This is a genomic window from Paenibacillus oleatilyticus (genome assembly GCF_018998565.1).
Taxonomy (GTDB): domain Bacteria; phylum Bacillota; class Bacilli; order Paenibacillales; family NBRC-103111; genus Paenibacillus_G; species Paenibacillus_G oleatilyticus.
In genome coordinates, this window is record NZ_JAHNZO010000039.1 from 1 (window position 1) to 26,002 (window position 26,002).

Below are 26,002 nucleotides of genomic sequence, written 5' to 3' on the forward strand. Positions count from 1 at the left end.
TCGATAGTATGATTAAAGCACAAAAAACCGTAAGAGGTCACTTTTTTTCAAGTGTCCATCTTACGGGTTACAGTTCATACAACGTTGTGGTTTTATTATTAGCCCTATGATAGGCTTCTAGAAGCTTCAGTCTATCCGACTTATTTTTATGATAAACTTGCGACACATTACCGTTTTTATCTACCTCAAAATAACAAACTGTACTCATACCATACGGGAAGTTATTAGCTTCTTTAGCACTTCTCATCAATAACACTCCTTTATAGTCCTATACTACCACAAAACCCCAAAACCTGATTCATCTGGATTCATTTTTTACAAAATTCATGAAACAGAAGCAGTCTTGCGCTTACGTAAATCTAATATGGCTATATTTATATACAGTTGTATTGTATCGGTATAGACATGATTTCTAATAAACTGCTCAGTTTTTTCAATTTCGCTATCTGTAAAACATGCAATTAAATAGAACGCATTTTGATAGTTAGTAGACAACATATAATCTGTCAATTGCTTTTCATATCCTTTCTTTAAATATGAACTGCTTGCTCTTTTAATTTCAATTAATACTTTTTCATCTTCCTTTTTATTTCTATAGTTTAAAATCTACTTTACCATTTCCCAACAAAGCTTCTCTAGTAATATCAATTTCTTGATTATAAAAATACGCATCCATAATATTTTCTAAAATTAATTGTATACGTTCTTCTCGAACAGGAGTATTATTCTCCCAAAATAGTTTATATAAATTTCCATAATTTAATTTATGTCCAATATAGTTAAGCATTCCAGAGACTTCACCTGAAAGTGTGATATGCCTGGATTTATATTCATTCTGAATATCTAACGGCAATATGTCATAATAAAAGTCAATATTGATACCTAGATTATCTTCCAAATTAGTATTACCAAGCTTACGACTATTATAGAATTTATCAATTAATAAAAAATCTGTATCTTCGAATAAATAATCTGAATAATAAAAAACATCATAAAAATTATCCTCATACACTTTCAATGACATATCATTATATTCGTTAAAGTCTAATTGACTAGCTTCCTTGATTAATGAATGACATTTGTCATCAAAATATATATTATAAAATTCTTCCATATCCTCTTTCATTTTTGCCAAATAATCAATGAAATTATACAAAGCTAACTCGTGAAAAGCACTCATGCTGTGGTAAAACTCATCTTCTGTCCACCTAAATAATTCCTCAAAGATTTTTATGCATTTATGATATTGTTCTCTGAACAAATATTTAGGTAATATTAATTCTAGTTTATCTCCAATATCTATGTATGCATCTACATTGAAAATCTCAATTTCTAAAAAATGATGAACAATATAGTTATAAACCTTTAAATGATTAGTATTAAACAAAATCATATTACCCCTCCTTAATTTACGATAAAATGGATCAGCTACACTAAGTTGGACAAAAAAAGGGACTAGTAGAATACAACTTATTATCCTAAGAAGCGGCTCCTACATGCTAAAACCACGCAGAAGATTTACAGCTGAATTCAAGAATCAAACGGTTCAGTTCTATGGAACATCGCGAGCGGCTTTTGTGGAAGGGCATGACGACCTCACAGCCTCAGTTCTAGATCGCTGGGTCGAACAAGGACGACAGGCTTCTTCTTAAAGAAGGACTATTTTTCAGTAAAAAAAGTACCGCTAGGGTACTTCCTTAAAGTAAGATCTATTATAAGAAAAATAAAACGACATCTCTGCCGTTTGTGTGTCTTACTGGTGTAGCCTAGGGGATATGGAAATCACGATTAACCTTACGAAGAAGTCGGCTCGACGATGCCAACCCGCAGCGGTAGATTTCCATGCCGCGCTCGTTCGCTGATGCGATTCCGGGAGGCTTCCCCGATCGCTCCCTTCGCGCGTACTGACATTCGCCGATGCAGATCGCAGCGGTAGATTTCGTTGCTACCTCCTCCGCTTCGTTGCGGAGTGCGTACTGAACCCCTTGCAGGGGTTCGCTCCCTAGCACCTGTAAATGAAAAAAAACCGATCCATTCGGACCGGTTTTTTTTCATTTATGGAGCCTAGGGGGATCGAACCCCTGACCTCATCGCTGCCAGCGATGCGCTCTCCCAGCTGAGCTAAGGCCCCTCGCTATTCGTTTCTTTTATCGCTCTTGTTTATTTCAGCGGCGACAAAATTGATAATAGCACAGCCCTTAGTGGCTTGTCAATCAAATAAACTAAAGTTGCATTTTTCTGAAAATAACAAGCCACTACAGCTTAGTCGTATCCCCGCCGGCCTGATGCTTGGACAGCAGCCCGGTCAATTCCTTCATAAACATATCGATGTCTTTAAATTGACGGTACACCGAGGCGAACCGGATATAAGCGACCTCGTCTACAGGATACAGCTCGCTCATGACAATCTCCCCGATCTCGCGGCTGTCCACTTCGGCATGGGCCGTCGTGCGGATTTGCTTCTCTACCTCGGAAACGATCATCTCCAGCCGTTCGACGGATACCGGACGTTTCTCACAGGCGCGGATCAAGCCCCGCAGCATTTTTTCCCGGTTGAATTCCTCCCGGCTTCCGTCCTTCTTAATAACAATGAGCGGCGTCTCCTCGACCATCTCAAAGGTCGTGAACCGCTTTTGACACTTCTCGCATTCGCGGCGGCGCCGGATCGATTTATTCTCATTGGCGGCACGCGAATCCAATACCTTCGTGCCGGAATAATCGCAGTATGGGCATTTCATCGATCGTTTCTTCCTCCCCCTATTTCCCAATAGCTCCCTGTCATGAAGTCCGGGCAATCGCACATAATAGGACTACCAACGACAAGGAGGTGAACAGACATGGGTGCAGGTCAATCCCGCAGCAGCAATCAATTGGTAGTGCCTCAAGCGAATGCAGCGTTGGATCAACTGAAATACGAAGTAGCGCAGGAACTGGGTATCGCCATCCCTCAGGACGGTTACTTCGGTCACATGGCTACTCGTGATACTGGTGCGATCGGTGGTCACATCACTCGTCGCCTGGTGCAAATCGCCGAACAGTCTCTTGCCGGTCAATTCAAATAATAACATGTTTTGAAGAATACGCAAGAAGTATCGGGCTTAAGCTTCCTTCCAAGGCAGCTTGTCCGATACTTCTTTGACGTGTAAGGTTAAGCAGCGCGCTCTCCCCACTCTTCCCCATACAATTTCTCGTATTTATTATAATAATACATTACACGTTGTATGTAATGTCTCGTTTCCCCGTAAGGAATACGGTCCGCATTCTGAAGCGTTCCGTCCCATTCGTTCTCCTGGAGCCAGCGGCTGACTTTACCATGCCCCGCATTATAGCCCGCAAGAACTGCTATTCGATTCCCGTTAAACTGCTTGAACAACCAATTAAGATACCATGAGCCCAACTCGATGCTGACTGCCGGATCGTTAAGCCTGGTTTTGAATTCTTCACTAAAACGCGCCTTGTCGATAATCCAACTCGCCGTATCCGGCATAAGCTGCATCATTCCGTATGCGCCCTTCTTGGATTCCGTTTCCGCCAAATAGTTGGATTCCACCCGAATGACGGCGGCCACAAGAAAAGGATCGAGATCGTATTTTGCGGCGTTTTGGCGTATTTCCTGTTCGTAACGGATCGGATACAGCATGCGCCCCACATAGGTGCTGCTTAAGAACAAAAAAATAACAAACGTCAGCAGCAGCAAGGCGAACACCCGCTTTTTCCGCCAAAAGCTCATGATAGCCCCCTTTCATTCCAGAAAGCTTCAATTTGCTTTTCCGTCGCCTCTAGGGTACCCGAATTATCGATAACCCAATCGGCGAGCCCTTTCTTTTCCTCGATCGGCATCTGGGACAACAGCCGTTTTTCCGCCTGCTCCGTCGTGATTCCGTCCCGGGCCATCAGACGCTGAAGCTGCACATCGCGCGGGACATAGACGACCATCACCTGCTCGTACATGGCCTGTTGCCCCGATTCGTACAGGAGCGGCACGTCGACGACGATCAGCTTGTCCGGCTGCTCCGCCGCGTAGGCCTGCATTCTCTCGCGTATTAATGCGCGAATGGGCGGATGCAGCAGATTTTCCAAATCGCGAAGCGCCTCGCGATTGCCGAAGACACGCTCGCCCAGCTTTTTGCGATGAAGAGAGCCGTCCGGCAGCAGCAGATCGTCCCCGAACCGCCGGATCACTTGAGCCAGAACGGGGGTTCCCGGCTCCACGACCTCTCTCGCAATCCGATCCGCATCGATCAGCAGCGCACCGCGCCGGACGAGCATCTCGGCCACCGTGCTTTTGCCGCACGCAATCCCCCCGGTTAATCCGATGTTCATGGTCATTCCCCTATTATATCCAAGATGATGTTGTTGTGTGGTCAGAACAGTTTCATGATGCCCATCAGGATCAAGACAAATCCGGGCAAAACGGACAGCTTACGAATCCATTTCAGCTCCGCATAGCGCAATCCGATTTGCAGACCGATTCCCAGAAACGTGCCGCTGGCCAGCGCAATGACCGCTGCCGTCAGCCACGGCGTGAAGCCGAGCAGCGCGGCACCGATCCCTGCCCCAAAGGCGTCCAATGAGAGCGCCAGACCCAGCAGCGTCGCTTCATAGGCCGATATGTTGCCGGAACGGTCTACATCCGCCATAGACGGCGTGCGCAGAATTTGAATGACCAGACCGAACCGTTTCAGTTCAAGATAAAATACTTCTTTAGCCGTCGCCGGCCCCGGCGTGGGGACTGGCGGCTGCGGCTCGTTCGCCGGCCCCGCTTGCGATTCCTGCCGTCTTTGCTGGATTAGTTGAACCAGCGCCCACAAGCCGATCCCCATTAGAATGACGGCGCCGATATCTTTCGCCACGGCCGGGTCGACAAAACGGCTCATCCAGACGCCGATCTGCATCGAAGCGTAAATGATAACGCCCGACCAAGCCGCGATGATCGCGATCGAAGTGAGCGGAATCCTGATTTTGCGGAGACCGTACGTGACGCCTACCCCGAAACCGTCCAAGCTGACGGCAAACGCAAGCAGAAGCAACGAAACGACAGACAACATGACGTTCCCTCCTCACCAGTAACTGCACACCATACTATATGGCTGTACTGGGCGGAGGGTGCGTGTTGCCGTTCCGGGAGGCCCCTTTAGCCTTCGAGCGTTTCCTGTTTCCCGCGCTTGCGCTTTAGCGGCTGGCAGACCGGACAATAATGGGTGCCGCGCCCCGCTACCACCGTCTTCACAATCGCCGTGCCGCATGTCAGACAAGCCTCGTCCTTGCGGCCGTACATTTTCAACTGATGCTGAAACATCCCGATCTCGCCTTGACCGTTGACGTACGACTTGATGGACGACCCGCCTGCCGCCACGGCGTCTTTCAATGTTTCTACAATCGCTTCATGAAGCTTGGCCGATTCCGCCGCGCTCAGCGTATGGGCTTCCCGCTCCGGATGAATACCGGCCAGGAATAACGCTTCATCCACATAAATATTCCCGATGCCGACAATGTATTCCTGATTCAGCAGCAGCGGCTTGATCTTCGTCTTGCGCTTTCCGATCTTCCCGTGGAAAGCTTCCGGCGTAAACGCCTCGTCCAGCGGCTCAAGCCCCAGCTTCTTGAGCGGCGCCTCCAGCAAATCACGATCCTTCGGATACACGTGCATTGTTCCGAACTGCCGCACGTCCTTGTACCTCAGCTCCGTGCCGTCTGTAAAATGAAACACGACATGCGTGTGCTTCTCCATCGGTTCGTCCGAGCGGTATACCCCATAGCGTCCCTCCATCCGCAGATGCGAGACGAGCGTATACCGGTCGAGCATGAACCGCAAAAATTTTCCCCGCCGCTCGACTGAGCGGATCGTTTCTCCCTCAAGCATAACGGCAAACGCCTGGATGTCGTCCGGATGCTGAATAATGCGGGGCAGCAGGACGGACACGCGTTCGATCTTCTTGTCGATCACCAATTGATTGAGCGTACGGCGTACCGTTTCGACCTCCGGCAATTCCGGCATGATGTCTTCCCCCTCCTCCATTCCGCCCGGACGATGCCCGGCGGATTACTTCGCCTCGTACCAGTTGTCCCCGGCATCGACGTCCACCTTCAGCGGCACGTCGAGCTTCAGGGCCGATTCCATCACTTCGGCGACCATTCGTTTCATCAAGTCAATCTCGTCCTCCGGCACCTCGAACACCAGTTCGTCGTGCACCTGCAGCAGCATGCGGCTGCGCACGCCCTCTTCCTTCATCCGCTTGTCCAATTGGACCATCGCCAGCTTGATGATATCCGCGGCCGTTCCTTGAATCGGCGTATTCATCGCGGTACGCTCGGCGAACGAACGCAGGTTGAAGTTCGAGGCGGTAATTTCCGGCAGGTAGCGGCGTCGCTGCAGCAGCGTCGTGACATAGCCGTCCTGACGGGCTTTTTTAACGATATCGTCCATATATTGGCGAACCCCTTGGAACACGACAAAATATTGCTCGATAAACTTCGCCGCGTCCTTACGGGTAATGTTCAAGTTCTGCGACAACCCGTAATCGCTGATGCCGTATACGATGCCGAAGTTGACCGCTTTGGCCTGACGCCGCATATTCGAATCGACTTCCGTTTCGGATACGCCGAACACGTCCATGGCCGTTTTCGTATGAACGTCCATATTTTCGCGGAACGCTTCGATCAGCTTCTCGTCCTGCGAAATGTGCGCCAGCACGCGCAGCTCGATCTGCGAGTAGTCGGCAGTAAGAATTTTCCAACCAGGCTCGGAAGGGAAAAATACCTTGCGGATTTTGCGGCCTTCCTCCAGCCGGATCGGAATGTTCTGCAGATTCGGATACTGGCTGCTGAGCCGCCCGGTCGCCGCGATTGTCTGCTTGTAGAACGTATGCACCTTCCCGGTAGAAGGTCGCACTTCCTTCAGCAGGCCTTCCACATAAGTCGACTGCAGCTTCGCCAGCGTCCGGTAATGAAGAATATGACCGACCATCGGATGGTACGGCTCCAGCTTTTCCAGCACTTCGGCGTCGGTCGAATAGCCGGTTTTCGTTTTCTTGATCACGGGCAGACCGAGCTTCTCGAACAAAATTTCCCCCAGCTGCTTCGGCGAGTTGATGTTAAACTCGACTCCGGAGGCATCGTAGATCGATTGCATGATACCCTCAAGCTGATTTCCAAGCTCCGCGCCGTAGGCTTTGAGCTCCTCCGCATCGACCTTGATCCCTTTGCGCTCCATCGAAGCCAGCACGAGCGCCAGCGGAAGCTCCAGCTCGTAAAACAGTTGATGCATTTCGCTCGTTTCAAGCGCTTCCTTCAGCTTCGGCGTCAGCCGATGGACCGCGGCGGCTTTGCGGCACAAATAAGCGGTCAGCACGTCTTCCTCGGGCACCTTGAATTTCGCGCCCTTGCCGAATACTTCCTCGTCAGCCGGAAGCGGACGCAGTCCATAACGGGACGTCAGGCCGTCCAGCGTCAGCGACGATTCCGTCGGATCGAGCAAATAGCCGGCGAGCAGCGTATCGAAGCCGATGCCGCCCAGCCCGATCCCGCGCCAGGACAGCACGATGATGGCACGGTGCAGATCGTAGACGGCAACCTCCTGCTTGTCTTCCGAAGCGAGCCACTCTCGTACTGCGGAGGCATGATCCTGCTCAAGCCGTCCCACCGGCACATAGTAGCATACGGGCTCCGCGCCCGCTTCTTCGCTGTAGAAGGACACGCCGATCACCTCGGCGTTATGCGGATTGTCGCCCGCCGCTTCCACATGCAGCGCTCTGACATGCGGCAGCGCCGCGATCAGCTCGGCCAGCTTGTCGTCCGTAACCAGCACCGCCGGGGGCTCCGTACCGGCTTCCTCCACTACCCCGGCCGCCCCAGCGCCGGAAGCGGGCAGCTGCAGCCGCTCCATTAACGATTTAAACTCCAGCTTGCGGAACATCTCGGCAAGCTCCGATTCCTCATATCCGCGGTAGGCCAGCTCGTCCCACGAAAAATCGACCGGCACCTCCCGGAAAATCGTCGCAAGCTCCTTGCTCATCCGGGCGCTGTCGGCGTTCTCCGCGACCTTCTCTCCCAGCTTGCCTTTAATCTGCGAGGCGTTCTCCAGCACGTTCTCGACCGAGCCGTATTCTTGCAGCAGCTTAAGCGCCGTCTTCTCCCCAACGCCCGGGATGCCCGGAATGTTGTCGGACGTATCGCCCATCAGCCCTTTCAGATCGATGATCTGATGCGGCTTCAGGCCGTACGTTTCTTCGATATGCGCCGGATCGAACAGTTCGACCTCACTGATGCCCTTGCGCGTCAGCGCGATGGTCACCTGCCCGCTCGCGAGCTGCAGCATGTCCTTGTCACCGGTAACGACGACGACCTCAATGCCGCCTTTTTCGTCCGCAACGCGCGTCAGCGTGCCGATAATATCGTCGGCTTCGTAGCCGTCCAGCTCGAACTGACGGATACCGAACGATCCGAGCAGATCCCGTAGAATCGGAAACTGCTCGGACAGCTCCGGCGGCGTTTTTTCGCGGCCGCCTTTGTAATCTGCGTAATCTTTATGTCGAAACGTCGCTTTCCCCGCGTCGAATGCGACCAAAAAGTGCGTCGGCTTCTGCTCTTCCAGCAGCTTGAGCAGCATGGTGGTGAACCCGTAGACGGCGTTCGTATGCAGTCCCTTGGAATTGCTCAGCAGCGGCAGCGCAAAAAAAGCGCGGTAAGCAATGCTGTTCCCGTCGATCAGTATAAGCTTGGACAATGGATACACCCCATTCAGGCAGTCTTCCTACTCTATACATGATAGCATAGGACAGCATAAGAAAAAAACCTTTGGAAAGCTTTCTCGAAAAAGGGGTGTGCGCCGTTTTTGCCGCATAAAATGAACTAACTTTTGATCCTTGACGGCGCCTTTCGAGCGGAAAGGAGATCGGAGGCTGGGTTCATGAAAGAGATGGTTCGTTTGAACGGAAAACGCGCGATTTTTTTCGATGTTAATCAGACGCTGGTCCAGCAGGGACTCAGCTTCGAGCAATGCTTCGCGGAGGTGTGGAACGATTATTCGGCCAGATGGGCGGCGGAGGACCGCCCGAAGGCGGATTCGCTCTGGGAGCAATATATTACCCGTTGGCAGCAGCGAAAAAAAGGCCGGACGACGTTCAAGCAGCTCGACGAGCTGCAGCAGCAATGTCTGCGGGAAGCCTTCGAGGCGCTGAGGATTCCCGCTTCCTCCGGCGTTCTGCGAGGCTTCATGCAGGATATCCGCCGCCTGCAGGTAGCGGCGAAGTCCATGGCGCCGCAGGCGGCCAAAACACTGGAGACGCTGTCCCGTACATACCGCCTCGCCATCATCAGCAACAGCCCCCGCAGCGAAGTGCTGATGATGCTGCAGCGGTTCGGGCTGGAATCGTATTTTCCCGAAGAACGCGTCTTTACGGCGCAGAAGCCGGCGGACAAGAAGCCTGCCCCTCACCTCTTCAAGACGGCGCTCCAAACGATGCAGCTTGCGCCCAGGCAGGCGCTCATGGTGGGGAACTCGTGGAAGCATGACGTGTGCGGCGCCGTCAAGGCGGGCCTGGATGCCGTATGGCTTCATCCCGGAGCAGTCGGTCCGTCCGCCGAGTCGGGAGACAAAAAAATTTCCCAGCAGCGGCTGGGAAAGCGTAAGGTGTATCTGATCAAGCAGCTGGATCAGCTTCACCAGCTTTTCGGTTAAATTTCAATCGGCCCGCCGTCCTCCGGAACGCCGACCGCATCGCTGCTGAACACGCTCCCGCGGTGCGCTTTCGACTGCTTCTTCAGCTTGGCCGCCGTTTCGGAAATTTGCTCCGGCGTTACGGCGGCGGCCGCCTTGCAGATCACAAGCGACAGCGACAGCGTGACCCCGTCGCTATCGATCCGGTTGCCCTGCCGGTCCTCGACATACGTCCAGTCGTCCTCGTCGTAGAACATTTTGACTCCCGCATCGAACCGCCGCAAAATTTCGCCGCACAGCTTCTCCGGCTCCTCGCTCGCCGTAATCGCAATAAAATCGTCCCCGCCGATATGGCCGACGAAATCGAACGGCAGTCCCAGCACACCCATCGCCTGCTGAATGCAGTCGGCGGTAAATTGAATGAGCTGATCGCCTTTTTGAAAGCCGTACCGGTCGTTAAACCATTTGAAATAATCGAGATCGGCATAGATGACCGAGAACGGCTTCTTGTCCGTCAGCCGCTTGCTCAACTCCCGGTAGATTTGCAGATTGCCCGGCAGTCCCGTGAGCGGATTGGCCACTTTGGCGCTTTCCATGCGGGCATTCGTGATGCATTCGAGAATCGACCTTATGGAGGACATCCCCAGCATCCGCCCTTTGGAGGTGATGATCACAAGATCGTACAAATTTTGAATGTCCCGTGAGGTCGCAAGCTGGGACACCTCCTCGACCGGCATCTGCTCGTCCACGATCAGAGGCGACGGGTCCATCACCTGATCGATCGGACGGTTCCAGAACAGCGAGTACCCGTACTGTCCCGCAAGCTGCTGGAACAAACGGTCCCGCATAATGAGGCCGATGGGCACGCCGCCGGAAACAACCGCCGCGCCGAGTGCGTTCGCATTTTTCTTGAAATACCCGGCGACCGCCGAGATAGGCGTCGAGTTTTCAAAGGACTGATACGGGATCGACAGATCGCCGATCGTCCAGACGCTGCCCGCGGTTTCGACAATTTTGCGGTGCAGCAGAATATGATTTTTCAGCTCCGGCTTCAGCGCGGCCTGCTCCGTTCCGGGACGGCCAAGCAAAAAGCCTTGGCCGAAATGCACGCCCATGCGCGTAAGCTTCATCAGCTCCTCGGCCAATTCAATGCCCTCGGCAATCAGGTGGATGCCCAGCTTCTCGGCGAATGACAGCATCGTCTCGAGGATGTATTCCTTCGTTTTGTGGCGGTGAATGTCCTTGATGAGCGAACGATCGATTTTGATAAAATCGGGCTGCAGCTCGGCAATGGCTTGCAGCGAGGAATACCCCGCTCCGGCATCGTCGATGGCGATCCGGTATCCTTGCTGGCGGTAATGGTCCAGAATCGTCTTGGCCGCGTCGAAATCTTCGATCGAGCTGCGCTCCGTAATCTCGAACACGACATTCCCCGGCGTCAGCCCCCGCTGCTCCAGCAGCTCGAGCGTCCGGCCCGGCTCGAACTGCGGATCGTTCAAAATTTCGGCGGACAGGTTCAGAAACAGCATCTCCTCCTCCGTCCGGCTCAACGCGCCCTGAATCGCCTTGGCCCTTGCAAGCCGGTCCAGCGGATACAGCAATCCCTCGGACTCCGCCGCCGCGAACAGCCTGAGCGGAGAATGCAGCGGGCTGCCCTCCGGTCCCCGGGTTAACGCCTCGTAGCCGAAAACCGTGCCGTCCTTCAGCGAAATAATCGGCTGATAAACGGAAGTTACGGCTTGTTGATGTAAAATGTGCTCCAGCTCGCTATGAAGCGTCGAACCGTCGATCGGCTGCTCCGTCATTCGTTCTATCGTCATGACCATCCCTGACTTTCCGTGTCTTTGGATCTACTATATCATGGGAATTTTATCCCAGTGTTAACACGGAACGTCCTGATTTGTTAAACGATTGTAAATATTTACGAAGAAATCGACTCTTACTTGATGCCGATCGATTGGCGGTATTCGGAAGGAGAACAGCCGACCGCCTTTTTGAACAGGATGGAGAAATGCGGATAGCTCTGATAGCCGACGGCCAAGGAGACGTCGATTACTTTGTAATGGGGAATTTCCAGCAGCCGCTTGGCCATCTCCATCCGTTTGCGGATGCGGTACTGCACGAACGTCTCGTTCGCCGTTTTTTTGAACAGGTGGCTGAAATAAGTCGGCGCGAGCCCGACTTTTCCGGCGACCTCCTCCAGGCTGATATCCGTCGCAAGATGCTCGTCGATATACGCTTTGGCTTCCTCCCAGACGTTCTTCTGGTTGCCGCCGCGGTAGGTTTGCAGCAGTCCGGACAGCTTGAAAATCTCTTCCTCCAGAAAGGCCAGGGCTTCCTGAAGGGCAGGAAAGCTTCGCCGCTCGGGAGGCTCGGGAAAGAGGAAAACGTCTCTGGCGTTCAGCCGCTTCACCAGCAAGCGGAGCACGTCGTTCACGGCTGCGCTCAGTCGCTCGGGAGACGCTTGCTCCTCGAAATAACGGTCCTTCCCTTCCGTCCAGCAGGCGGCAGCCGCGTCCGGGTCGGCGCTCCAGATCGCTTCCTCCAGCGAATCGAGCCACTGCTCGTATTCCGAAATGGACGGCGCGTCGGCCCGGGCCGGTTTCAGAACACGGTCCAGCACCGAATACAGCTCCCCAGGGGTGACCGGCTTGAGCAGGTATTCCTTGACCCCGTATGTCAAACATTTTTGCGCATACGCAAATTCCCCGTAGCCGGAGATGACGACCGTCCTGACGGAGGGTCGGGTTTCCGAGATGATTCTGCACAGCTCAAGCCCGTCCATGCGAGGCATCCGAATATCCGTGAGCACCAGATCGGGCGGGGTCTCCCGCACCAAAGCAGCGGCCTCCTCGCCATTGGTCAAGGCGGTAACGCGTATCCTTCCCGCCCCATACCGCTCGACCATCCGGGCAAGCCCGAGCCGGATCATCGGCTCGTCTTCGACGACGACAACATGCATCCCTATCCCCCTCCGCTCCGCATCCGTACAAATCGTAACCCTTCAGCCTGACGGCCTGCCCGTGGAAGGCATAATCATCGTGACTTTCGTCCCCTCGTCAAGCCGGCTCTCGATGTGCAGGCCATACTGCTCGCCGAACACCATCTGAATGCGCCTGTGCACGTTAACAATGCCAATTCCGCCCTTCTTTCCGGCCGCATCGTCCCCTCCGTCGACAAGACGGTTCGCCTCCAGCTTCTCCCGCAGCTCCGCCAGACGTTCCTCCGGCATGCCGTTCCCGTTATCCTCGACGCTGACCCAGAACGTGCCTTCTCCTTCGCCCGCATCGATCCGGATGCAGTGGTAATCCTCCACGCCGCCTTCGAACGCGTGCTGAAATACGTTTTCGACAAGCGGCTGCAGCGTCAGCCGGACCATCTTGTGAAGCAGCAACTCCGGCTTCACGGCGACATCGATCTCAAACTCCCGCCCGACCCGGTGCTTCAGCACGATCATAAAGTTAAGCACGTGCTTCAGCTCGTTGGCTACCGTAATTTCCTCCAGATTCGTCTGCACGGAATAGCGCAGCATGTAAGCCAGCGCGCGCACGATTTCCGAAATTTCGTCCGAATCCTCAACGAAGGCATAGCACACAATCGTCTCCAGCGTATTGTATAAAAAGTGCGGATTGATCTGAAGCTGCAGCGATTGGAACTCCGCCTTTTGCCGCTCCATCTGGATTTCGTGGTTTTTCAGCTCGGCCTGATATACCTTGTCCACGAGCTCCGACAACCGGTTGACCATCAGATTGTAACGGATCATCAGCTCTACGATTTCGTCCCGCTGCCGCTGCTCGGGAAGCGGAATGGTCGCCCAGTTGCCCTTCTCGGTCTCCCGCATCCCTTCCTTCAGCGCCCGGATCGGCCCGGTAATCGACTTGCCGAAACGGAAGGCCAGCCATAACGCAAACACAAGCGTAAACAGACCGACGACGATCGAAGTGACGCGAATCGTATCCACCGGCTTCCGCAGTTCGGCCATCGGCATGGACACGACGAGATGCCAGCCCGAATAGGCAGACTTCTGGCTCCGGTACAAGCGCCGCTCTCCGTTTTCCTCCGCCACGAACGACTGCAACCCCGATTCGACGATGCTGCGCTTCAGCTCAGGCTGTACGGTTTCCCCAATCCGCTCCCTTTGGGGATGATACACGATCCGCCCCCGCTCGTCGACGATGAAGAAGAATCCGGTGTTGGTGAGCTCGATGCCTTTCCACAGCTCCGAAAGCTCGGCCGATCGAAGCTCGATCGCGAGGATGCCTTGCGGCTCTGAAGACGTTAAGCCGCGAATTTGGCGCACGAGCGTGATCGTCCGGTTATTCTGGCTTTCGATAATGCTGCGGTTCAACACGCTGAGGTTCCCGTAGGCCGACGTATTCGTCTTGAAGAAGGTCAACTGCTCCTTGATTTGCTCCGGCGTAAACGACGTTCCCGTGACTTCGTTATAGTAGTACACGGCGTTCTCGTTGAAGCTGATCGAATAAACGGCCGTAATCTCGGGATTCCGTATAAAGATCGGGTCGATCACGAATTCCTTGATCTGCTTTTGGATCTCATAGAACTCGTATCCCTCCAGCCCTGCCGGCAGATCGATAAAACGTTTGACCTCCTTGTTGGTCAGCAGCGAAACCATGGAACGCTCATACGATTTCAGATACAGATCCGTATGGTATGCCGCATTGCCGACCATCTGGGACAGCTGTCGCTCCACCATCCGGTCCAGCTCCTGGGAAGAGGCGTAGTACGTCACGATGCCCACTGTCGTCAGGGAGACGATAATTACGGTCAGAAAGTAGAGGAACAGCTTCCGGTACAGGCTCGCCCTCTTCATTTGATCCCCAGTTGGCTGCGGTATTCCGAAGGCGAAATGCCAACGATCTTTTTAAATGTTTTCGTAAAATGCGGATAGTCGTCGTAACCGACCTCCAGCGCCACGTCCACAATGCGGATATGGGATTGGGCCATCAATTGAAGCGCTTTCTCCATCCGGCGCTTGATCCGGTATTGGACGAACGTTTCGGAGGTCATTTTTTTGAACAGCGCGCTGAAATACGTCGGGGTCAGCCCGACAAGCTCAGCCACTTCCTCCAGGGTGACTTCCTCGGACAAGCGCTGATCGATGTAAGCCTTCGCTTCTTCCATCGGGTCCTTGAATTGCCCGCGGCGCGCCGAGATTAGCCTCCGGTATATCGCCCGCAGCGTCTGTTCGAAATCGTCCAGCAGCTCGGCCTTCGTATGAGCGGCAATCGCCTCCTTCGTCTCGGGGGACACCGAAAAAGCGTTCCGCTCCTGCAGCCGCTGCACAAGCAAGCGGATGCAATCGCCGAGCAGCTCCCGAAGCTTCGCGGCGGACAGGCCAGAGTCGAGGCAGTAGCCCCGCCACTGCTCCAAATACCGGGCCAGCTCGTCCGATTGGTTGGCCCAAATGCACTGCTCCAGCTTCCCTACCCATTCCACGTATTTGGATACCGGCACATAGCCTTTCATTTTTTGCTTGAGCACCGTATCCAGCGCTTCATGCAGCTCCGGCTTCGTGACGGGCTTCAGCAAATACTGCTTCACGCCGTAAGCCAGACATTTTTGCGCATACTCGAAATCGTTGAACCCGGAGATGACGACCGTTTGAATATCGGGGAATTCTTCGTGAATGCTGCGGCACAGCTCCAGTCCGTCCATCTTGGGCATCCGGATATCGGTCAGCACGATGTCGGGCTCTTGCGCGCGGATCGACTCCAGCGCCTTCATCCCGTTCTCCGCGGTTGTGATGCCGGTGAACGCGGGACTGTACTGCTCCGCCATTTTGACCAAGCCTCTGCGGATGACCGGCTCGTCGTCCACGATGAGCAAATGCATGGAACACCCCTCCTGTTAGGTCCGGCTAAGGGAAAAGTATCCGCTCCGGACAAAGCCGGAAACGGATACTTTACCGTGATCTGTATGATGATTTTACTATGCCTTCGGGATGCAGGGCAATGAGAGAAGTTGGCTTTGACGGACAACGGCTTTCCGGCTGCAGACCGTTACTTCACATTGTTGCGGACAATGACGCCTTCCTTCTTGTTGTAGCGCTCCGTCGCTTCCTTGATAACTTCGTTGCCGCCTTTGGTTTTGTATTCTTCGATGACCTTCGGCCAATCGGAGATCGGCTCTTTGCCGTAGATCATTTTGACCATATGGTCGATGATCAGCTTCGGCGCCGTATCGGTCGTCGGCATCAGATCCGGGTATTTGGCGAACGCATTCAGCGTCGGCGTGAATTCGATCGTGCCGAGTCCTTCTTTGGCCAGCACCGTATCGAACGCTTTGGCCAAGTCCTTGCCGTCCTGAGACAAGGAGGCGCGGAGCTTGTTGATGGTAATGTCGTGCGTCCACCACAGATTGCTGCGGAAGCCCTCTTCGTCCACTTCTTCTTTCGTTTGCGGGAATTTGTACTTGATCTGCCCGTTCTCGACGGTGTAATTCTCGCCTTCCACCCCGATGCTGAAAAACTTCTCCGCTTCGTCGGTCAGCATCCAGTCCAAAAATTTGACGATGCCGATCGCCGTTTCCTTCTTTACATTATTGTTGATATACAATGCGGTGGACAAGGAGCCGTACAGAAGATGACCGCCGTATCCTTCCGGACCTTTCGGCGACGGAATAATATCTATTTTGGCCTCGGGCACGACCTTCTTCACCTTGGTCCGGTAGTTGGCCATCCCTTCCGCATTGGCGGACCACATGCCGACTTTACCGGCCTCGATATTTTTGCCATAGTCGGTTGATGTCACCGTTGCAAAATCTTTCGGAATCAAGCCTTCGTCGAACATCGTTTTGTAGGCTTGAAGCGCCTTCGTCATATTTTCCACGTCAAAAAATTTCGGAACGACCTGTCCGTCCTGCAGCTCGAACTGGGAACCGATCACGTCGTAAGAGCCGAAAATCGTATCGGCATACTTGAATTTTTCCCGGATCTGGTACGGATTCTCGACGCCGAGCTTTTTCATCGCGCGCATCACGTTCAGCATGTCCTCGACCGTCTTCGGTGCAGGAAGGCCGGTTTTCTCCAGCAGGTCCGTACGGATGAACAGCGCGCGCCGCGACGGATTGGACAGCCACGCCGGCACGGCGTAAATTTTGCCCTGGTAGCTGACCTCGTCCCAGGCCTGCTTCGGCACCTGCTTCATCAGATTCGGCGCATATTCTTTCAGCAGATCGTCCAGCGGCATGAACAGCCCAGCCTCCACCGAGCCGGACATCGCCTTGCTGTTGACGCTGCTGCCTTGAACCACGTCGGGGATGTCGTTGCCTGCGAACATGACGGCCATTTTCTGGTCGAATTCCTTGAGCGGGAGGAAGCGAATATCCATGTCTACGTTCGCCAGCTTCTCCAGCTTTTTCACCCATTTGTCTTCGTTAATATTTGGCGAGCTTTCCGCATACGCATTGCCGCTCGTGTTCAGCGAAATGGTAAACTTCGTTGGCCCCTGCTTCCCGTCGGCGCCCGGCGCTTCGCCTTCATTCTTGCCGCCGCCGCATCCGGCTGCCGTGACCGCCAGCGAACCGACCAGCACCGTACTGATGAGCTTTTTCAAGTCGAACCCCTTCTTTCGCTTAAAAAGTATGTGTATGTTGCCTAAGTCAAATGATAGCGATTTCAAAGCGAACATAGAATTGGCTAACTTATTATGACGATGTGTTTTTTTACGATGGGACGAGTTCTGCCACCGGAAAGAAAGGTCACGATTTGATCGAGCCGATCAGCATCCCTTTGACAAAATAGCGCTGAAGAAACGGATAGATCATCATGATCGGAATCGTCGCCACCGTAATAATCGCCATTTTGATGCCCTCGGGGGACGTATTCGTAAGCTGCGACAGCTGATCGGACGAGCCGAAGAAGTCGGTAATGACGATTTCGCGCAAGCGGACCTGCAGCGGATAAAGCGCCCGGTTATTAATATAATACAAGGCATTGGAGTACGTATTCCAGTGCGACACCGCGTAGAACAGGCCCATGGTCGCCATCGCCGGCTTGGACAACGGAAGCACGATGCTCCACACGATCCGCATTTCACCGCAGCCGTCCATCCGGCCGCAATCGATCAGCTCGTTCGGCAGGTTGACGAAGAAGGAACGCATGACGAACAAATTATACGCGCTGATGGCGCTCGGGATTATCAACGCCCATACCGTATCCAGCAGGTGCAAATTTTTGACCAGCAAATAGTTCGGAATCAGCGGCGCCTGAAAAATCAACGTGATGAGCACCATAAGCAGCACGTACGTGCGGCCCGCATATTCCGGCCGCGACAGCGGGTAAGCGAGCGCCGCGGTAGCGATCAGATTGATGACCGTTCCGACGACGGTAATGAACAGGCTGACCGAGAAGGAGCGCCAGACGGAGGCGTCTTTTAAGATCAGCTGGTAATTTTCCAGCGTGAATTGTACGGGCCAAAGCGTCACCTGCCCGCTGTTGATCGCGGCGTCGGCGCTGAGCGATTGGGCGACCACGTGAAGCAGCGGCAGGATCATCGTCGCCGCAAGAATCGTAAGCACAACATAGTTCAATACCGAGAATGCCCGGCCAGCCGGAGTTATATGATTCATCTGCGTTTCCCCCGCCCTAATATAGTCCTTGTCCGGTCGCTTTGCGGCTCAGCGCATTGCCAAGCATGATCAACGCCAGTCCGACGACCGATTTGAACAGCCCGATCGCGGTCGTGAAGCTGTATTGCCGCCCCACCAGGCCGACCCGGTAGATGTAAGTATCCATAATATCCCCCGATCCTTCGTTCAGCGAGTTAAGGAACACATAGACCCGCTCGAACCCGAAGTCGAGAAAATTGCCGATATGCAGCAGGAACAAGATGACGATGGTCGGCATAATTGTCGGAATCGTAATCGATATCGTCTGCCGCCAGCGGCTCGCGCCGTCCATGACGGCCGCCTCGTACATTTCCGGATTGACCCCGGCCAGCGCCGCCAAATAGACAATCGTTCCCCAGCCGCTGTCCTTCCAGATGCCCGAGCCGACCAAAATGCCGCGGATGTACGAATCTTCGCCCAAGAAATAAATCGGATCGATCCCGAACAAGCCGAGCACATGATTGACGACCCCTGTCGTCGGAGACAAAATGCCGATCGCAATCCCGCCGACGATGACCCACGACAAGAAGTGCGGCATGTACACCACCGTCTGAATAATCCGCTTGTACATCAGCAGCCTCATTTCATTCAACAGCAGCGCCAGCACGATCGGAAACGGAAAAGCGAAGATCAAATCATAAAAGCCGATCAATATGGTGTTCTTCAAAATTCGCAAAAATTCGTCATACGCGAACATCCGCTGAAAATTTTCAAGCCCGATCCACGGACTCCCCGTAATTCCTTTAAAAATGTTGTAGTTTTGAAACGCCATGACCGAGCCCATTAAGGGGACGTATTTGAACAAGACGAAATATAAAATGCTGGGCAGCGAAAGGATATAAATGGCCTTGTACTTCTTCATCAGTCTCCACGTTTCCCGGGCCCGCGACGGTTTAACCTCGGAACGAACCGCCCTCTCCAGCTTGGCTTCCATGCTGCATTCCTCCTTTATGGTTCGATCTTACTATGAGGGGAACTTGTTTCAAATGGAGAAAGTTGCACGGAAGCTGTGTTTTTTTACGATGGCGTAAAAGCAAAAAAAGTCCCGCCCGCGCCTTGGTATAAGCGCGCGGCGGGACTTTCGGCCGAAGCCGTTCGGTATCCGCTATACGTTCAAATCTTTGCGTTTGCCTGTGACCATAAAGATTACGCCTTCTCCGATATTCGTCGAATGATCGGCCACGCGTTCGAGGAAATGGGCGGCCAGCATGAGCTGGGATAACTGCCTGTTTTTGGCAAAATCCGTGCCCATCAGCATGATGATATCGTTCACGATGACGCTGTACAGCTTGTCGACTTCGTCGTCCTTCTCGGCCAGCGCCGCAGCCCGGTGAACGTCGCGTTCGGTATAAGCCAGCAGGCTCTCCTGCAGCATATTCTGGGTCAGCTCCGCCATCCGCGGAATGTCTTCGAGCGGCTTCACCAGCTCTTGGCCGTTCAACCGGATGCAAATTTTGGCGATATCGACGGCATGATCCGCGATGCGTTCCAGATCGGTGGCGATCTTCAGCGCCATGCTGATAATCCGCAGATCGCTGGCCATCGGCTGCTGCAGCGCGATCAGCCGCAGCGAATCTTCTTCGATTCTGGCGGTCATCTCGTCGATCTGATCGTCCTCTTCGATCGTTTGCCGGGCCAAGCTCTCATCCAGCCGCGCAAGGGATTGAACGGCTTGACGGATGAGCCTTGCCACATTGTTGCCCATGTCGAGCAGGTCTTTTTGAAGCAGGTCCAGCGATTGGTGAAAATTGATCCGGTTGTCCACGAATAAAGCGCTCCTTTGTCCGAACGGCTGCGGAACTTATCCGAACCGTCCGGTAATGTAATCTTCCGTCCGTTGGTCGGAAGGCGTGGTAAAAATTTTGTCCGTCTTGTCCGACTCGACCAGCACGCCGTTCAGGAAGAACGAGGTGTAGTCAGAAATCCGCGCAGCTTGCTGCATGTTATGCGTAACGATGATGATCGTATATTTCTCCTTCAATACCTGCGTCAGCTCTTCGACCTTCAGCGTCGAGATCGGGTCGAGCGCGGACGTCGGCTCATCCATCAGCAGCACATCCGGCTCGACCGCAAGCAAACGTGCAATGCACAAGCGCTGCTGCTGACCGCCGGAGAGACCGAGCGCCGACTTGTTCAAGCGGTCCTTGACTTCGTCCCACAGGGCGGCCTGCACCAGGCTGCGCTCGACGATTTCGTCGAGCACGGCTTTTTTCTTCGTGCCGTGAATCCGAGGGCCGTAAGCGATGTTGTCGTAAATGCTCATCGGAAACGGGTTCGGACGCTGGAACACCATGCCGACCTTCTTGCGCAGGGACACGACGTCCGTCTCCGGACCGTAAATATTTTGGCCGTCCACATAGATGTCGCCGGTGATGCGCACGTTGTCGATCAGATCGTTCATCCGGTTCAAGGTGCGCAGAAAAGTCGATTTCCCGCAGCCGGAAGGGCCGATCAACGCGACGATGGAATTTTGCTCGATCGTCAGCCCGATGTTATGCAGCGCATGATTTTCACCGTAATATAAATTTAATTGCTCCACTTTGATTTTATTCGCAACCTTCGGATTCGCGATTGCACTCGCTGTCGCCATAGTCATTTCCCTCCGGACAATTTTTTCTGCAGCATACGGCTTGGAATGCCGATTAACAAGTTAAAGATCAGCACGACGATCAACAGCAGCGCGGCGGAGCCTTTGGCAATGTCCTGGGCGTCCGGCACGATCGCTTCGGATTGGACGTACCACAGATGAACGGACAGCGTCTCGCCCATGCTGAGCGGATTGAAGTCCGGGAAGAAGCGCGATACCGACAGCCCCGCGGTATAGATCAGAATGGCCGATTCCCCGAGGGCGCGGCCTGCGACGAGCGTGATCCCCGTAATTAAGCTCGGCAGCGAAGCCGGGAGCAGCACCTTGCGGATCGCCTGCCAGCGGGTGGAGCCAAGCGCAAGCGACGCTTCCCAGTACGATTCCGGAACGGAGCGGATCGCTTCTTCCGTCACCCGCACAAGGACGGGCAGATTGAGCAGCGACAAGGTGATCGCCCCGCCGATGATGGAAAATTTCAGGCCCATCCAGTTGACGAACAACAGGAAGCCGAACAAACCGAAAACAATCGACGGCACGGAAGACAAAGCTTCGACGGAGACGCGCACGATGTCCGTAAACCGGTTCTTTTTCGCATAAATGGCCAGATACACGCCGGCGCCGATACCGATCGGCAGCGAGAACAGCAGCGACAAGAACAAAACATAGAAGGAGTTGAACAGCTGCGGTCCTACGCCGCCGCCGGCCATAATCTCCGAAGGCTTGCCGGTGATGAAATTCCAGTTCAGCATCGGCAGTCCGTCGCCTAAGATCCGGAATAAAAACCAAGCCAGTATCAAAATAATAACAACACCCGTTGCCCAAAAATAGAGCGTGGCGATCCGGTCTGTCGTTTTACTCGTCATTTCACTTCACTCCTCTTTGCGACAATGCGGATGATCAGGATCATGGCCAGCGAGACCAGAAGCAGCACAAGCGCCATCAGGAACAAGGCGTTGTTCCACGTGCTGCCGTAATGGGTGTTCCCCATGTCCTTGACGATTGCCGTCGTCAGCACGGTAGCGGAGCTGAGCAGCGAATCCGGCATTTGCGGCGAGTTGCCGATGACCATGAATACAGCCATCGTTTCTCCGATTGCTCGTCCCATCCCGAGAATGATCCCGGTCAGAATGCCAGGCCGGGCCGCAGGAATAAGCACGCGCCAAATCGTCTGCCAGCGCGTTGCGCCGAGCGCGAGCGAAGCCTCTTCCAGACGGCCGGGCAGCGCCCGGATCGCGTCCTCGGAGATGGATAGAATCGTCGGCAGAATCATGATCGCCAGAATGATGGCGGCCGGCAAAATCCCGTACCCGAAGCCCTCATTGAACTTGCCAAGAAACGGAACGATCACCGTAAGACCGATCAAGCCATAGACGACCGACGGAATCCCGACGAACAAGTCGGTCGCCGGACGAAGAATTTCGCGCACCCACTTTGGCGCGATTTTGGCCATAAAGACCGCACCCGACAGCGCGAGAGGCACCGACAGCAGCACCGACAAGAAGGTCAGCAGCAGCGTGCTGTACAGAAACGAGAACGCGCCGAATTTATTTTCCGACGGGGTCCACTCGGTCGAGAAAAAAAACTCTACCGGCGTCACGCCCGAAAAGGTCTTGACTCCTTGCCAACCGACAAAGACGATGACGGAAAAGATGATGAACGTCACAAGCGAAGCGCTTCCTATAAATATCCATCTCATCATTTGGTCGCTTCTGTTCTGTGCTCTCGTCCAGCGGTTCATCCGATGCTCCTTCCGCTCTTCCTTTACACTTTCCGTCAGCTGATCGGCAAATGAATTCATCAGCTATTACCCCCTGGTTTGAATAGTTCCACACGTGTTCCTTAGCTCAAGACCATCATAGAGTACGAATGTAATAACAGAACATGAGAATTGTTAAGGTAATGTAAAAATTGCGCAAGTTTCGACAAATCGGCAGACGCGGACATAAAAAAGAGCAGCGACTTTATGCCGCTGCTCTCGTAGATGACTGAATGATTATTTTTTCAACAGGCTGGCCGGAAGGAACTTGAGCTCCTCGACTTTTTTGTCTTGGAATTCCGGGCTCATGATGTAGTCGATAAATGCTTTCGTTGCGCCTTTAGCTTCACCTTTGGTGTACATATGCTCGATGCCGTACAGCGGGTATTTGCCTTCTTTGATCGTCTCTTTGCTGAATGCCACGCCTTCGAATTTCAGAGCTTTCAGCTTGTCGTTAACATAAGGCGTATCTACGTAACCGATCGCGCCAGTTGTTTGACCAACAGTCGTAGCCATAGCACCGCTGGATTCTTGCGTCACGCCGTCTTTCGTGAAGTCTTTGCCGTCCAGAACGATTTTCTTCACGAGCGCACGGGAGCCGGAGCTGTCCGGACGGTGAACGATCGTAATTTTTTGATCTTTACCGCCAACTTCTTTCCAGTTCGTGATTTTGCCGGAGAAAATATCCGCTGCTTGAGCTTTCGTCAAGTTGTCGATCGTAACGTCTTTGTTCACGATGATGGCAAAAGGCGCAATTGCTACGATGTGGTCGACAAGACCTTTGTCTTTATATTCCGGGCCGGCTTCGATGTCGGAGTTACCGATATCGGACGTGCCGTCCGCGACGTTTTTAAGACCTGTACCGGAACCGCCGGCGGTCGGGTTGATCGTGACTTTCGGGTTTTTCTTCATGAACTCGTCCGCAGCCGCTTTAACGAGCGGAAGCAGGGCGCTGGAGCCGGAAGCCGTTACCGTACCGGTGATCTCTTCTGTTTTAGCCGGTTGGTCTGCCGGTTTTTTGTCTCCCGTTGTTGCCGTTTTGTCTCCACCTGCTGCCGAATTATTCGGTGCCGGATCTGTCTTCGTACCGCAAGCGGAAAGAACCCCCAACATTAAGATCGAAACCATGGCCAAGCTTAAACCTTTTTTTGACAGCTGCTTCAACATTTCAGCATGTCCTCCCTTTGTTTTTTGTTTACTAGGACATCGTACCAACCATTTGTTAAGTGAAAACCATCGGAACGTAAACGGAATGTAAAAGTTTAAAGCTGCTAAAAGTTAACAATCGTTTTACAAACTTCCGTTTTTCTATTAATACTTTAGTCCTACACTGGCATCAGAATCGGGATTATTTATAGAAAGAATGAGTGGAGGGTTTCTATGAAACTAGCAGGCGCTATGACGCTTAGACAGAAGCTGATCGCCGGTTTGTCGGCTATGGTGGTCTTGTTTATGGGCGTTGCGTTATTTAACGTAAACCAGATGCAGCGGATCAAAAGCCAATTGGGCGTTCAAAACGAAAAGATGGAGCTCAAACTGATGGCGCTTGAATTGAAGGAAATGGTTCAGGAGCTTAACATCATCGCCTCCGGTTTGGAGATCTCGAAGAACCCGGACTATATCCCCAAATATAATGAAAAAAGAAAGCTGTACGATCAGATGGTCCAGCGCATCGGCGAAACGGCCGATACGGATGAGAAATCCGTCTGGCGGAGCAAGCTGATTCTGCTCACCGGCGAATATACGAATACGTTCGACGTAGCGGCCAAGGTCGTGCAGGATAAGTCATTGACAAAAACGGACGTCGATAAAAATATGGAGTACCTGTACAATGAATCGCAGCGGATCATGAGCGAAATTTTCACGTATGTCGATCATTTCTACGTCTCGTATGCAACCGATGCCGCCGCTGCGGTAACGGCGACGCAGGACGGGTTGGACCGAACCGTTGCCGTCATGATCACCGCATTCGCCCTGGTTGCGGTATGTGTGACCGCTGTCGGCGTCCTTGTCATCCGCTCGTTCACCGGACAGATCCGCCGGCTGCAGCATGCCGTGGGGCGAATCGCGGACGGAGACCTGCGGCACAAAATCGGAAGCCGTTCCCGGGACGAGCTCGGGCAGCTCAGCCAAAGCTTCGATCATATGGTCGATCAAGTGCGGGGCATGCTGCACAGCACGAAGCAGATCGCTTCTTCGTTAGCCGGACATTCGTTTTCGTTCCGGGAATTCTCGGGATCGACGGCGGCCGCCAATCAAGGCATTTTGCGTGCGATCCAAGACATCTCTACCGGAGCGGAGCAGCAAGCCCATTATTCGGAGCACAGCGCCTACCTCATCGCCAGCTTGGCCGGGGAAATTCGTAAAATCAACGAATATACGGATACGATGCAGCGAAAAAGCCGCGAAGCCGCCTTCAATACCCACACCGGTTCCCGGTCGATGGAAGCGCTCAGGCAGTCGGCCGACCGGTCGGGAGACGTTCTCCGGCAAGTGACCGCCGCGATGGAGACCTTGTCGCAAAGCTCGGCGCAAATCAGCAAAATTGTCGGCACGATTGCAGAAATCGCCACGCAAACCAACGTGCTGGCGCTCAATGCGTCCATCGAAGCGGCGCGGGCCGGAGAACACGGCAAAGGCTTCTCCGTCATCGCGGAAGAAGTCCGCCAGCTCTCTTCGCAAACGGCCGAATCGTCCAAGATGATCGGGCTGATCGTCAAGTCGCTGCAGATCCAAATGAGCGAGATGGAAGCCTCGTTCGAGGAAGCCCGCCGCTCATTTGACGAGCAGAACGGGAAGATGGAGGAGAGCATGGAAGCGTTCAGCTCGATTCGGTCCTCGATGGACGAGCTTTCCGGCCACATCGGCCAAATTCACGAGCTGATCACCGATGCGCAGGAGAAGAACGGCCAGCTCGTCGAAGCCGTGCAGCACGTTGCTGCCATTGCCCAAGAATCCGCGGCGGGCGTGGAGGAGGTCAATTCGTCGTCGCACCAGCAGGATACGGCCATTCGGCACATCGCTTCGCAGGCGGACGATATGCTTTCGCTATCGCGGCGGCTGTTCGAGGAAATCGACAAGTTTAAGATGGATGATATTGAGGCGGAGGAAGTGGAGCTCCCCTTATCGCCGGAGATTGATGAAAACCGGGGGCAGAAGGAAGAGGATCGTGAGGTGAGCCCCGAGGCTAACGGGACGCCTCAAGCGGCCGAGGTCATAGCAGCACCCGTGACATCGGCTGACGCCGGGACGCAAGCCGCGCCTCAAGAGCAGACGGATTGTAAGAATAACGAAGCCGTTAGCCGGGAAGAAGAGGAGAAAAAGCTGCAGCCGGTTTGATGCCAAGATCTCGGTAGGCATACGAAAAGCCCCG

At 53.6% G+C, this 26,002-nt stretch carries 23 protein-coding genes and 1 tRNA gene; 3 read left to right on the forward strand and 21 right to left on the reverse strand.

Annotation, left to right across the window (positions count from 1 at the left end):
* Positions 1 to 324 precede the first annotated feature (324 nt).
* From KQX66_RS38810 to nrdR, 4 genes are all read right to left on the reverse strand, one after another.
* Positions 325 to 606, reverse strand: coding sequence for a DUF8371 domain-containing protein (locus KQX66_RS38810; protein WP_498047120.1), 282 nt, complete (start codon positions 604 to 606; stop codon positions 325 to 327).
* The gene (locus KQX66_RS32265; protein WP_216797672.1) at positions 593 to 1,393 is read right to left on the reverse strand and encodes a DUF8371 domain-containing protein; all 801 of its coding nucleotides are present in this window, start codon (positions 1,391 to 1,393) and stop codon (positions 593 to 595) included. The genes KQX66_RS38810 and KQX66_RS32265 overlap by 14 nt, the downstream gene beginning before the upstream one ends.
* Before the next feature lie 665 nt (positions 1,394 to 2,058).
* Positions 2,059 to 2,131, reverse strand: a tRNA-Ala gene (locus KQX66_RS32270).
* Between the two features lie 124 nt (positions 2,132 to 2,255).
* On the reverse strand, positions 2,256 to 2,738 hold the full coding sequence (gene nrdR / locus KQX66_RS32275; protein WP_216797673.1) for a transcriptional regulator NrdR: 483 nt from the start codon (positions 2,736 to 2,738) through the stop codon (positions 2,256 to 2,258).
* Between the two features lie 99 nt (positions 2,739 to 2,837).
* Here nrdR and KQX66_RS32280 point away from each other — a divergent pair, with 99 nt between their 5' ends.
* Positions 2,838 to 3,062, forward strand: coding sequence for an alpha/beta-type small acid-soluble spore protein (locus KQX66_RS32280; RefSeq protein WP_010496076.1), 225 nt, complete (start codon positions 2,838 to 2,840; stop codon positions 3,060 to 3,062).
* An 86-nt stretch (positions 3,063 to 3,148) separates the two neighbouring features.
* Here the strand turns inward: KQX66_RS32280 and KQX66_RS32285 are convergent, their stop codons facing one another.
* The 5 genes from KQX66_RS32285 to polA form a co-directional block, all read right to left on the reverse strand.
* Positions 3,149 to 3,730, reverse strand: coding sequence for a lytic transglycosylase domain-containing protein (locus tag KQX66_RS32285; protein WP_216797674.1), 582 nt, complete (start codon positions 3,728 to 3,730; stop codon positions 3,149 to 3,151).
* The gene (gene coaE, locus KQX66_RS32290; RefSeq protein WP_216797675.1) at positions 3,727 to 4,323 is read right to left on the reverse strand and encodes a dephospho-CoA kinase; all 597 of its coding nucleotides are present in this window, start codon (positions 4,321 to 4,323) and stop codon (positions 3,727 to 3,729) included. The genes KQX66_RS32285 and coaE overlap by 4 nt, the downstream gene beginning before the upstream one ends.
* A 41-nt stretch (positions 4,324 to 4,364) precedes the next feature.
* Positions 4,365 to 5,048, reverse strand: coding sequence for a sporulation membrane protein YtaF (gene ytaF / locus KQX66_RS32295; protein ID WP_216797676.1), 684 nt, complete (start codon positions 5,046 to 5,048; stop codon positions 4,365 to 4,367).
* 86 nt (positions 5,049 to 5,134) lie between these two features.
* The gene (gene mutM, locus KQX66_RS32300; RefSeq protein WP_216797677.1) at positions 5,135 to 5,998 is read right to left on the reverse strand and encodes a DNA-formamidopyrimidine glycosylase; all 864 of its coding nucleotides are present in this window, start codon (positions 5,996 to 5,998) and stop codon (positions 5,135 to 5,137) included.
* Between the two features lie 45 nt (positions 5,999 to 6,043).
* On the reverse strand, positions 6,044 to 8,725 hold the full coding sequence (polA, locus tag KQX66_RS32305) for a DNA polymerase I (protein ID WP_216797678.1): 2,682 nt from the start codon (positions 8,723 to 8,725) through the stop codon (positions 6,044 to 6,046).
* Positions 8,726 to 8,908: 183 nt separating this feature from the next.
* Here polA and KQX66_RS32310 point away from each other — a divergent pair, with 183 nt between their 5' ends.
* Complete coding sequence (locus KQX66_RS32310; RefSeq protein WP_216797679.1) at positions 8,909 to 9,679, forward strand: HAD family hydrolase; 771 nt, start codon at positions 8,909 to 8,911, stop codon at positions 9,677 to 9,679.
* Here KQX66_RS32310 and KQX66_RS32315 read toward each other — a convergent pair.
* The 12 genes from KQX66_RS32315 to KQX66_RS32370 all read right to left on the reverse strand — a co-directional run bounded on the left by KQX66_RS32315 (position 9,676) and on the right by KQX66_RS32370 (position 23,796).
* Positions 9,676 to 11,484 (reverse strand): GGDEF domain-containing protein, encoded by a 1,809-nt coding sequence (locus KQX66_RS32315; RefSeq protein ID WP_216797680.1) that lies wholly within the window; start codon positions 11,482 to 11,484, stop codon positions 9,676 to 9,678. The two genes, KQX66_RS32310 and KQX66_RS32315, sit on opposite strands and share 4 nt — an antisense overlap.
* A 113-nt stretch (positions 11,485 to 11,597) precedes the next feature.
* On the reverse strand, positions 11,598 to 12,620 hold the full coding sequence (locus KQX66_RS32320) for a response regulator transcription factor (protein WP_216797681.1): 1,023 nt from the start codon (positions 12,618 to 12,620) through the stop codon (positions 11,598 to 11,600).
* Positions 12,621 to 12,662: 42 nt separating this feature from the next.
* Positions 12,663 to 14,489, reverse strand: a complete 1,827-nt coding sequence (locus KQX66_RS32325) for a sensor histidine kinase (protein WP_216797682.1) — start codon at positions 14,487 to 14,489, stop codon at positions 12,663 to 12,665.
* Positions 14,486 to 15,511, reverse strand: coding sequence for a response regulator transcription factor (locus tag KQX66_RS32330; protein ID WP_216797683.1), 1,026 nt, complete (start codon positions 15,509 to 15,511; stop codon positions 14,486 to 14,488). The genes KQX66_RS32325 and KQX66_RS32330 overlap by 4 nt, the downstream gene beginning before the upstream one ends.
* A gap of 167 nt (positions 15,512 to 15,678) precedes the next feature.
* The gene (locus KQX66_RS32335; RefSeq protein WP_216797684.1) at positions 15,679 to 17,232 is read right to left on the reverse strand and encodes a type 2 periplasmic-binding domain-containing protein; all 1,554 of its coding nucleotides are present in this window, start codon (positions 17,230 to 17,232) and stop codon (positions 15,679 to 15,681) included.
* Between the two features lie 145 nt (positions 17,233 to 17,377).
* A complete protein-coding gene (locus KQX66_RS32340; RefSeq protein WP_216797685.1) occupies positions 17,378 to 18,247 on the reverse strand; it encodes a carbohydrate ABC transporter permease in 870 nt (289 codons plus the stop codon).
* A gap of 16 nt (positions 18,248 to 18,263) precedes the next feature.
* Positions 18,264 to 19,220 carry an ABC transporter permease gene (locus KQX66_RS32345; RefSeq protein ID WP_216797686.1) on the reverse strand — a complete coding sequence of 319 codons (957 nt, stop codon included), beginning with the start codon at positions 19,218 to 19,220 and terminating at the stop codon, positions 18,264 to 18,266.
* A gap of 171 nt (positions 19,221 to 19,391) precedes the next feature.
* Complete coding sequence (gene phoU, locus KQX66_RS32350) at positions 19,392 to 20,051, reverse strand: phosphate signaling complex protein PhoU (RefSeq protein WP_216797687.1); 660 nt, start codon at positions 20,049 to 20,051, stop codon at positions 19,392 to 19,394.
* A gap of 36 nt (positions 20,052 to 20,087) precedes the next feature.
* Positions 20,088 to 20,876, reverse strand: coding sequence for a phosphate ABC transporter ATP-binding protein PstB (gene pstB / locus KQX66_RS32355; RefSeq protein ID WP_081890320.1), 789 nt, complete (start codon positions 20,874 to 20,876; stop codon positions 20,088 to 20,090).
* A 2-nt stretch (positions 20,877 to 20,878) separates the two neighbouring features.
* Positions 20,879 to 21,736, reverse strand: a complete 858-nt coding sequence (gene pstA, locus KQX66_RS32360) for a phosphate ABC transporter permease PstA (protein WP_216797688.1) — start codon at positions 21,734 to 21,736, stop codon at positions 20,879 to 20,881.
* Positions 21,733 to 22,671, reverse strand: coding sequence for a phosphate ABC transporter permease subunit PstC (gene pstC / locus KQX66_RS32365; RefSeq protein WP_216797689.1), 939 nt, complete (start codon positions 22,669 to 22,671; stop codon positions 21,733 to 21,735). Before pstC ends, pstA begins: the two co-directional genes overlap by 4 nt.
* 195 nt (positions 22,672 to 22,866) lie before the next feature.
* Positions 22,867 to 23,796 (reverse strand): phosphate ABC transporter substrate-binding protein, encoded by a 930-nt coding sequence (locus KQX66_RS32370; protein WP_054973561.1) that lies wholly within the window; start codon positions 23,794 to 23,796, stop codon positions 22,867 to 22,869.
* A gap of 213 nt (positions 23,797 to 24,009) precedes the next feature.
* Between KQX66_RS32370 and KQX66_RS32375 the strand changes: the two genes are divergently transcribed.
* Positions 24,010 to 25,968 carry a methyl-accepting chemotaxis protein gene (locus tag KQX66_RS32375; RefSeq protein WP_216797690.1) on the forward strand — a complete coding sequence of 653 codons (1,959 nt, stop codon included), beginning with the start codon at positions 24,010 to 24,012 and terminating at the stop codon, positions 25,966 to 25,968.
* The last annotated feature ends 34 nt before the right edge of the window (positions 25,969 to 26,002 follow it).

Bases quoted from the DNA above. Each gene is read 5' to 3' on its own strand.
- KQX66_RS32265 (WP_216797672.1), bottom strand. From the start codon at position 1,393: ATGATTTTGTTTAATACTAATCATTTAAAGGTTTATAACTATATTGTT.
- nrdR (WP_216797673.1), bottom strand. From the start codon at position 2,738: ATGAAATGCCCATACTGCGATTATTCCGGCACGAAGGTATTGGATTCG.
- KQX66_RS32280 (WP_010496076.1), top strand. From the start codon at position 2,838: ATGGGTGCAGGTCAATCCCGCAGCAGCAATCAATTGGTAGTGCCTCAA.
- KQX66_RS32285 (WP_216797674.1), bottom strand. From the start codon at position 3,730: ATGAGCTTTTGGCGGAAAAAGCGGGTGTTCGCCTTGCTGCTGCTGACG.
- coaE (WP_216797675.1), bottom strand. From the start codon at position 4,323: ATGAACATCGGATTAACCGGGGGGATTGCGTGCGGCAAAAGCACGGTG.
- ytaF (WP_216797676.1), bottom strand. From the start codon at position 5,048: ATGTTGTCTGTCGTTTCGTTGCTTCTGCTTGCGTTTGCCGTCAGCTTG.
- mutM (WP_216797677.1), bottom strand. From the start codon at position 5,998: ATGCCGGAATTGCCGGAGGTCGAAACGGTACGCCGTACGCTCAATCAA.
- KQX66_RS32310 (WP_216797679.1), top strand. From the start codon at position 8,909: ATGAAAGAGATGGTTCGTTTGAACGGAAAACGCGCGATTTTTTTCGAT.
- KQX66_RS32315 (WP_216797680.1), bottom strand. From the start codon at position 11,484: ATGGTCATGACGATAGAACGAATGACGGAGCAGCCGATCGACGGTTCG.
- KQX66_RS32320 (WP_216797681.1), bottom strand. From the start codon at position 12,620: ATGCATGTTGTCGTCGTCGAAGACGAGCCGATGATCCGGCTCGGGCTT.
- KQX66_RS32325 (WP_216797682.1), bottom strand. From the start codon at position 14,489: ATGAAGAGGGCGAGCCTGTACCGGAAGCTGTTCCTCTACTTTCTGACC.
- KQX66_RS32330 (WP_216797683.1), bottom strand. From the start codon at position 15,511: ATGCATTTGCTCATCGTGGACGACGAGCCGGTCATCCGCAGAGGCTTG.
- KQX66_RS32340 (WP_216797685.1), bottom strand. From the start codon at position 18,247: ATGAATCATATAACTCCGGCTGGCCGGGCATTCTCGGTATTGAACTAT.
- KQX66_RS32345 (WP_216797686.1), bottom strand. From the start codon at position 19,220: ATGGAAGCCAAGCTGGAGAGGGCGGTTCGTTCCGAGGTTAAACCGTCG.
- pstB (WP_081890320.1), bottom strand. From the start codon at position 20,876: ATGGCGACAGCGAGTGCAATCGCGAATCCGAAGGTTGCGAATAAAATC.
- pstA (WP_216797688.1), bottom strand. From the start codon at position 21,736: ATGACGAGTAAAACGACAGACCGGATCGCCACGCTCTATTTTTGGGCA.
- pstC (WP_216797689.1), bottom strand. From the start codon at position 22,671: ATGAATTCATTTGCCGATCAGCTGACGGAAAGTGTAAAGGAAGAGCGG.
- KQX66_RS32370 (WP_054973561.1), bottom strand. From the start codon at position 23,796: ATGTTGAAGCAGCTGTCAAAAAAAGGTTTAAGCTTGGCCATGGTTTCG.
- KQX66_RS32375 (WP_216797690.1), top strand. From the start codon at position 24,010: ATGAAACTAGCAGGCGCTATGACGCTTAGACAGAAGCTGATCGCCGGT.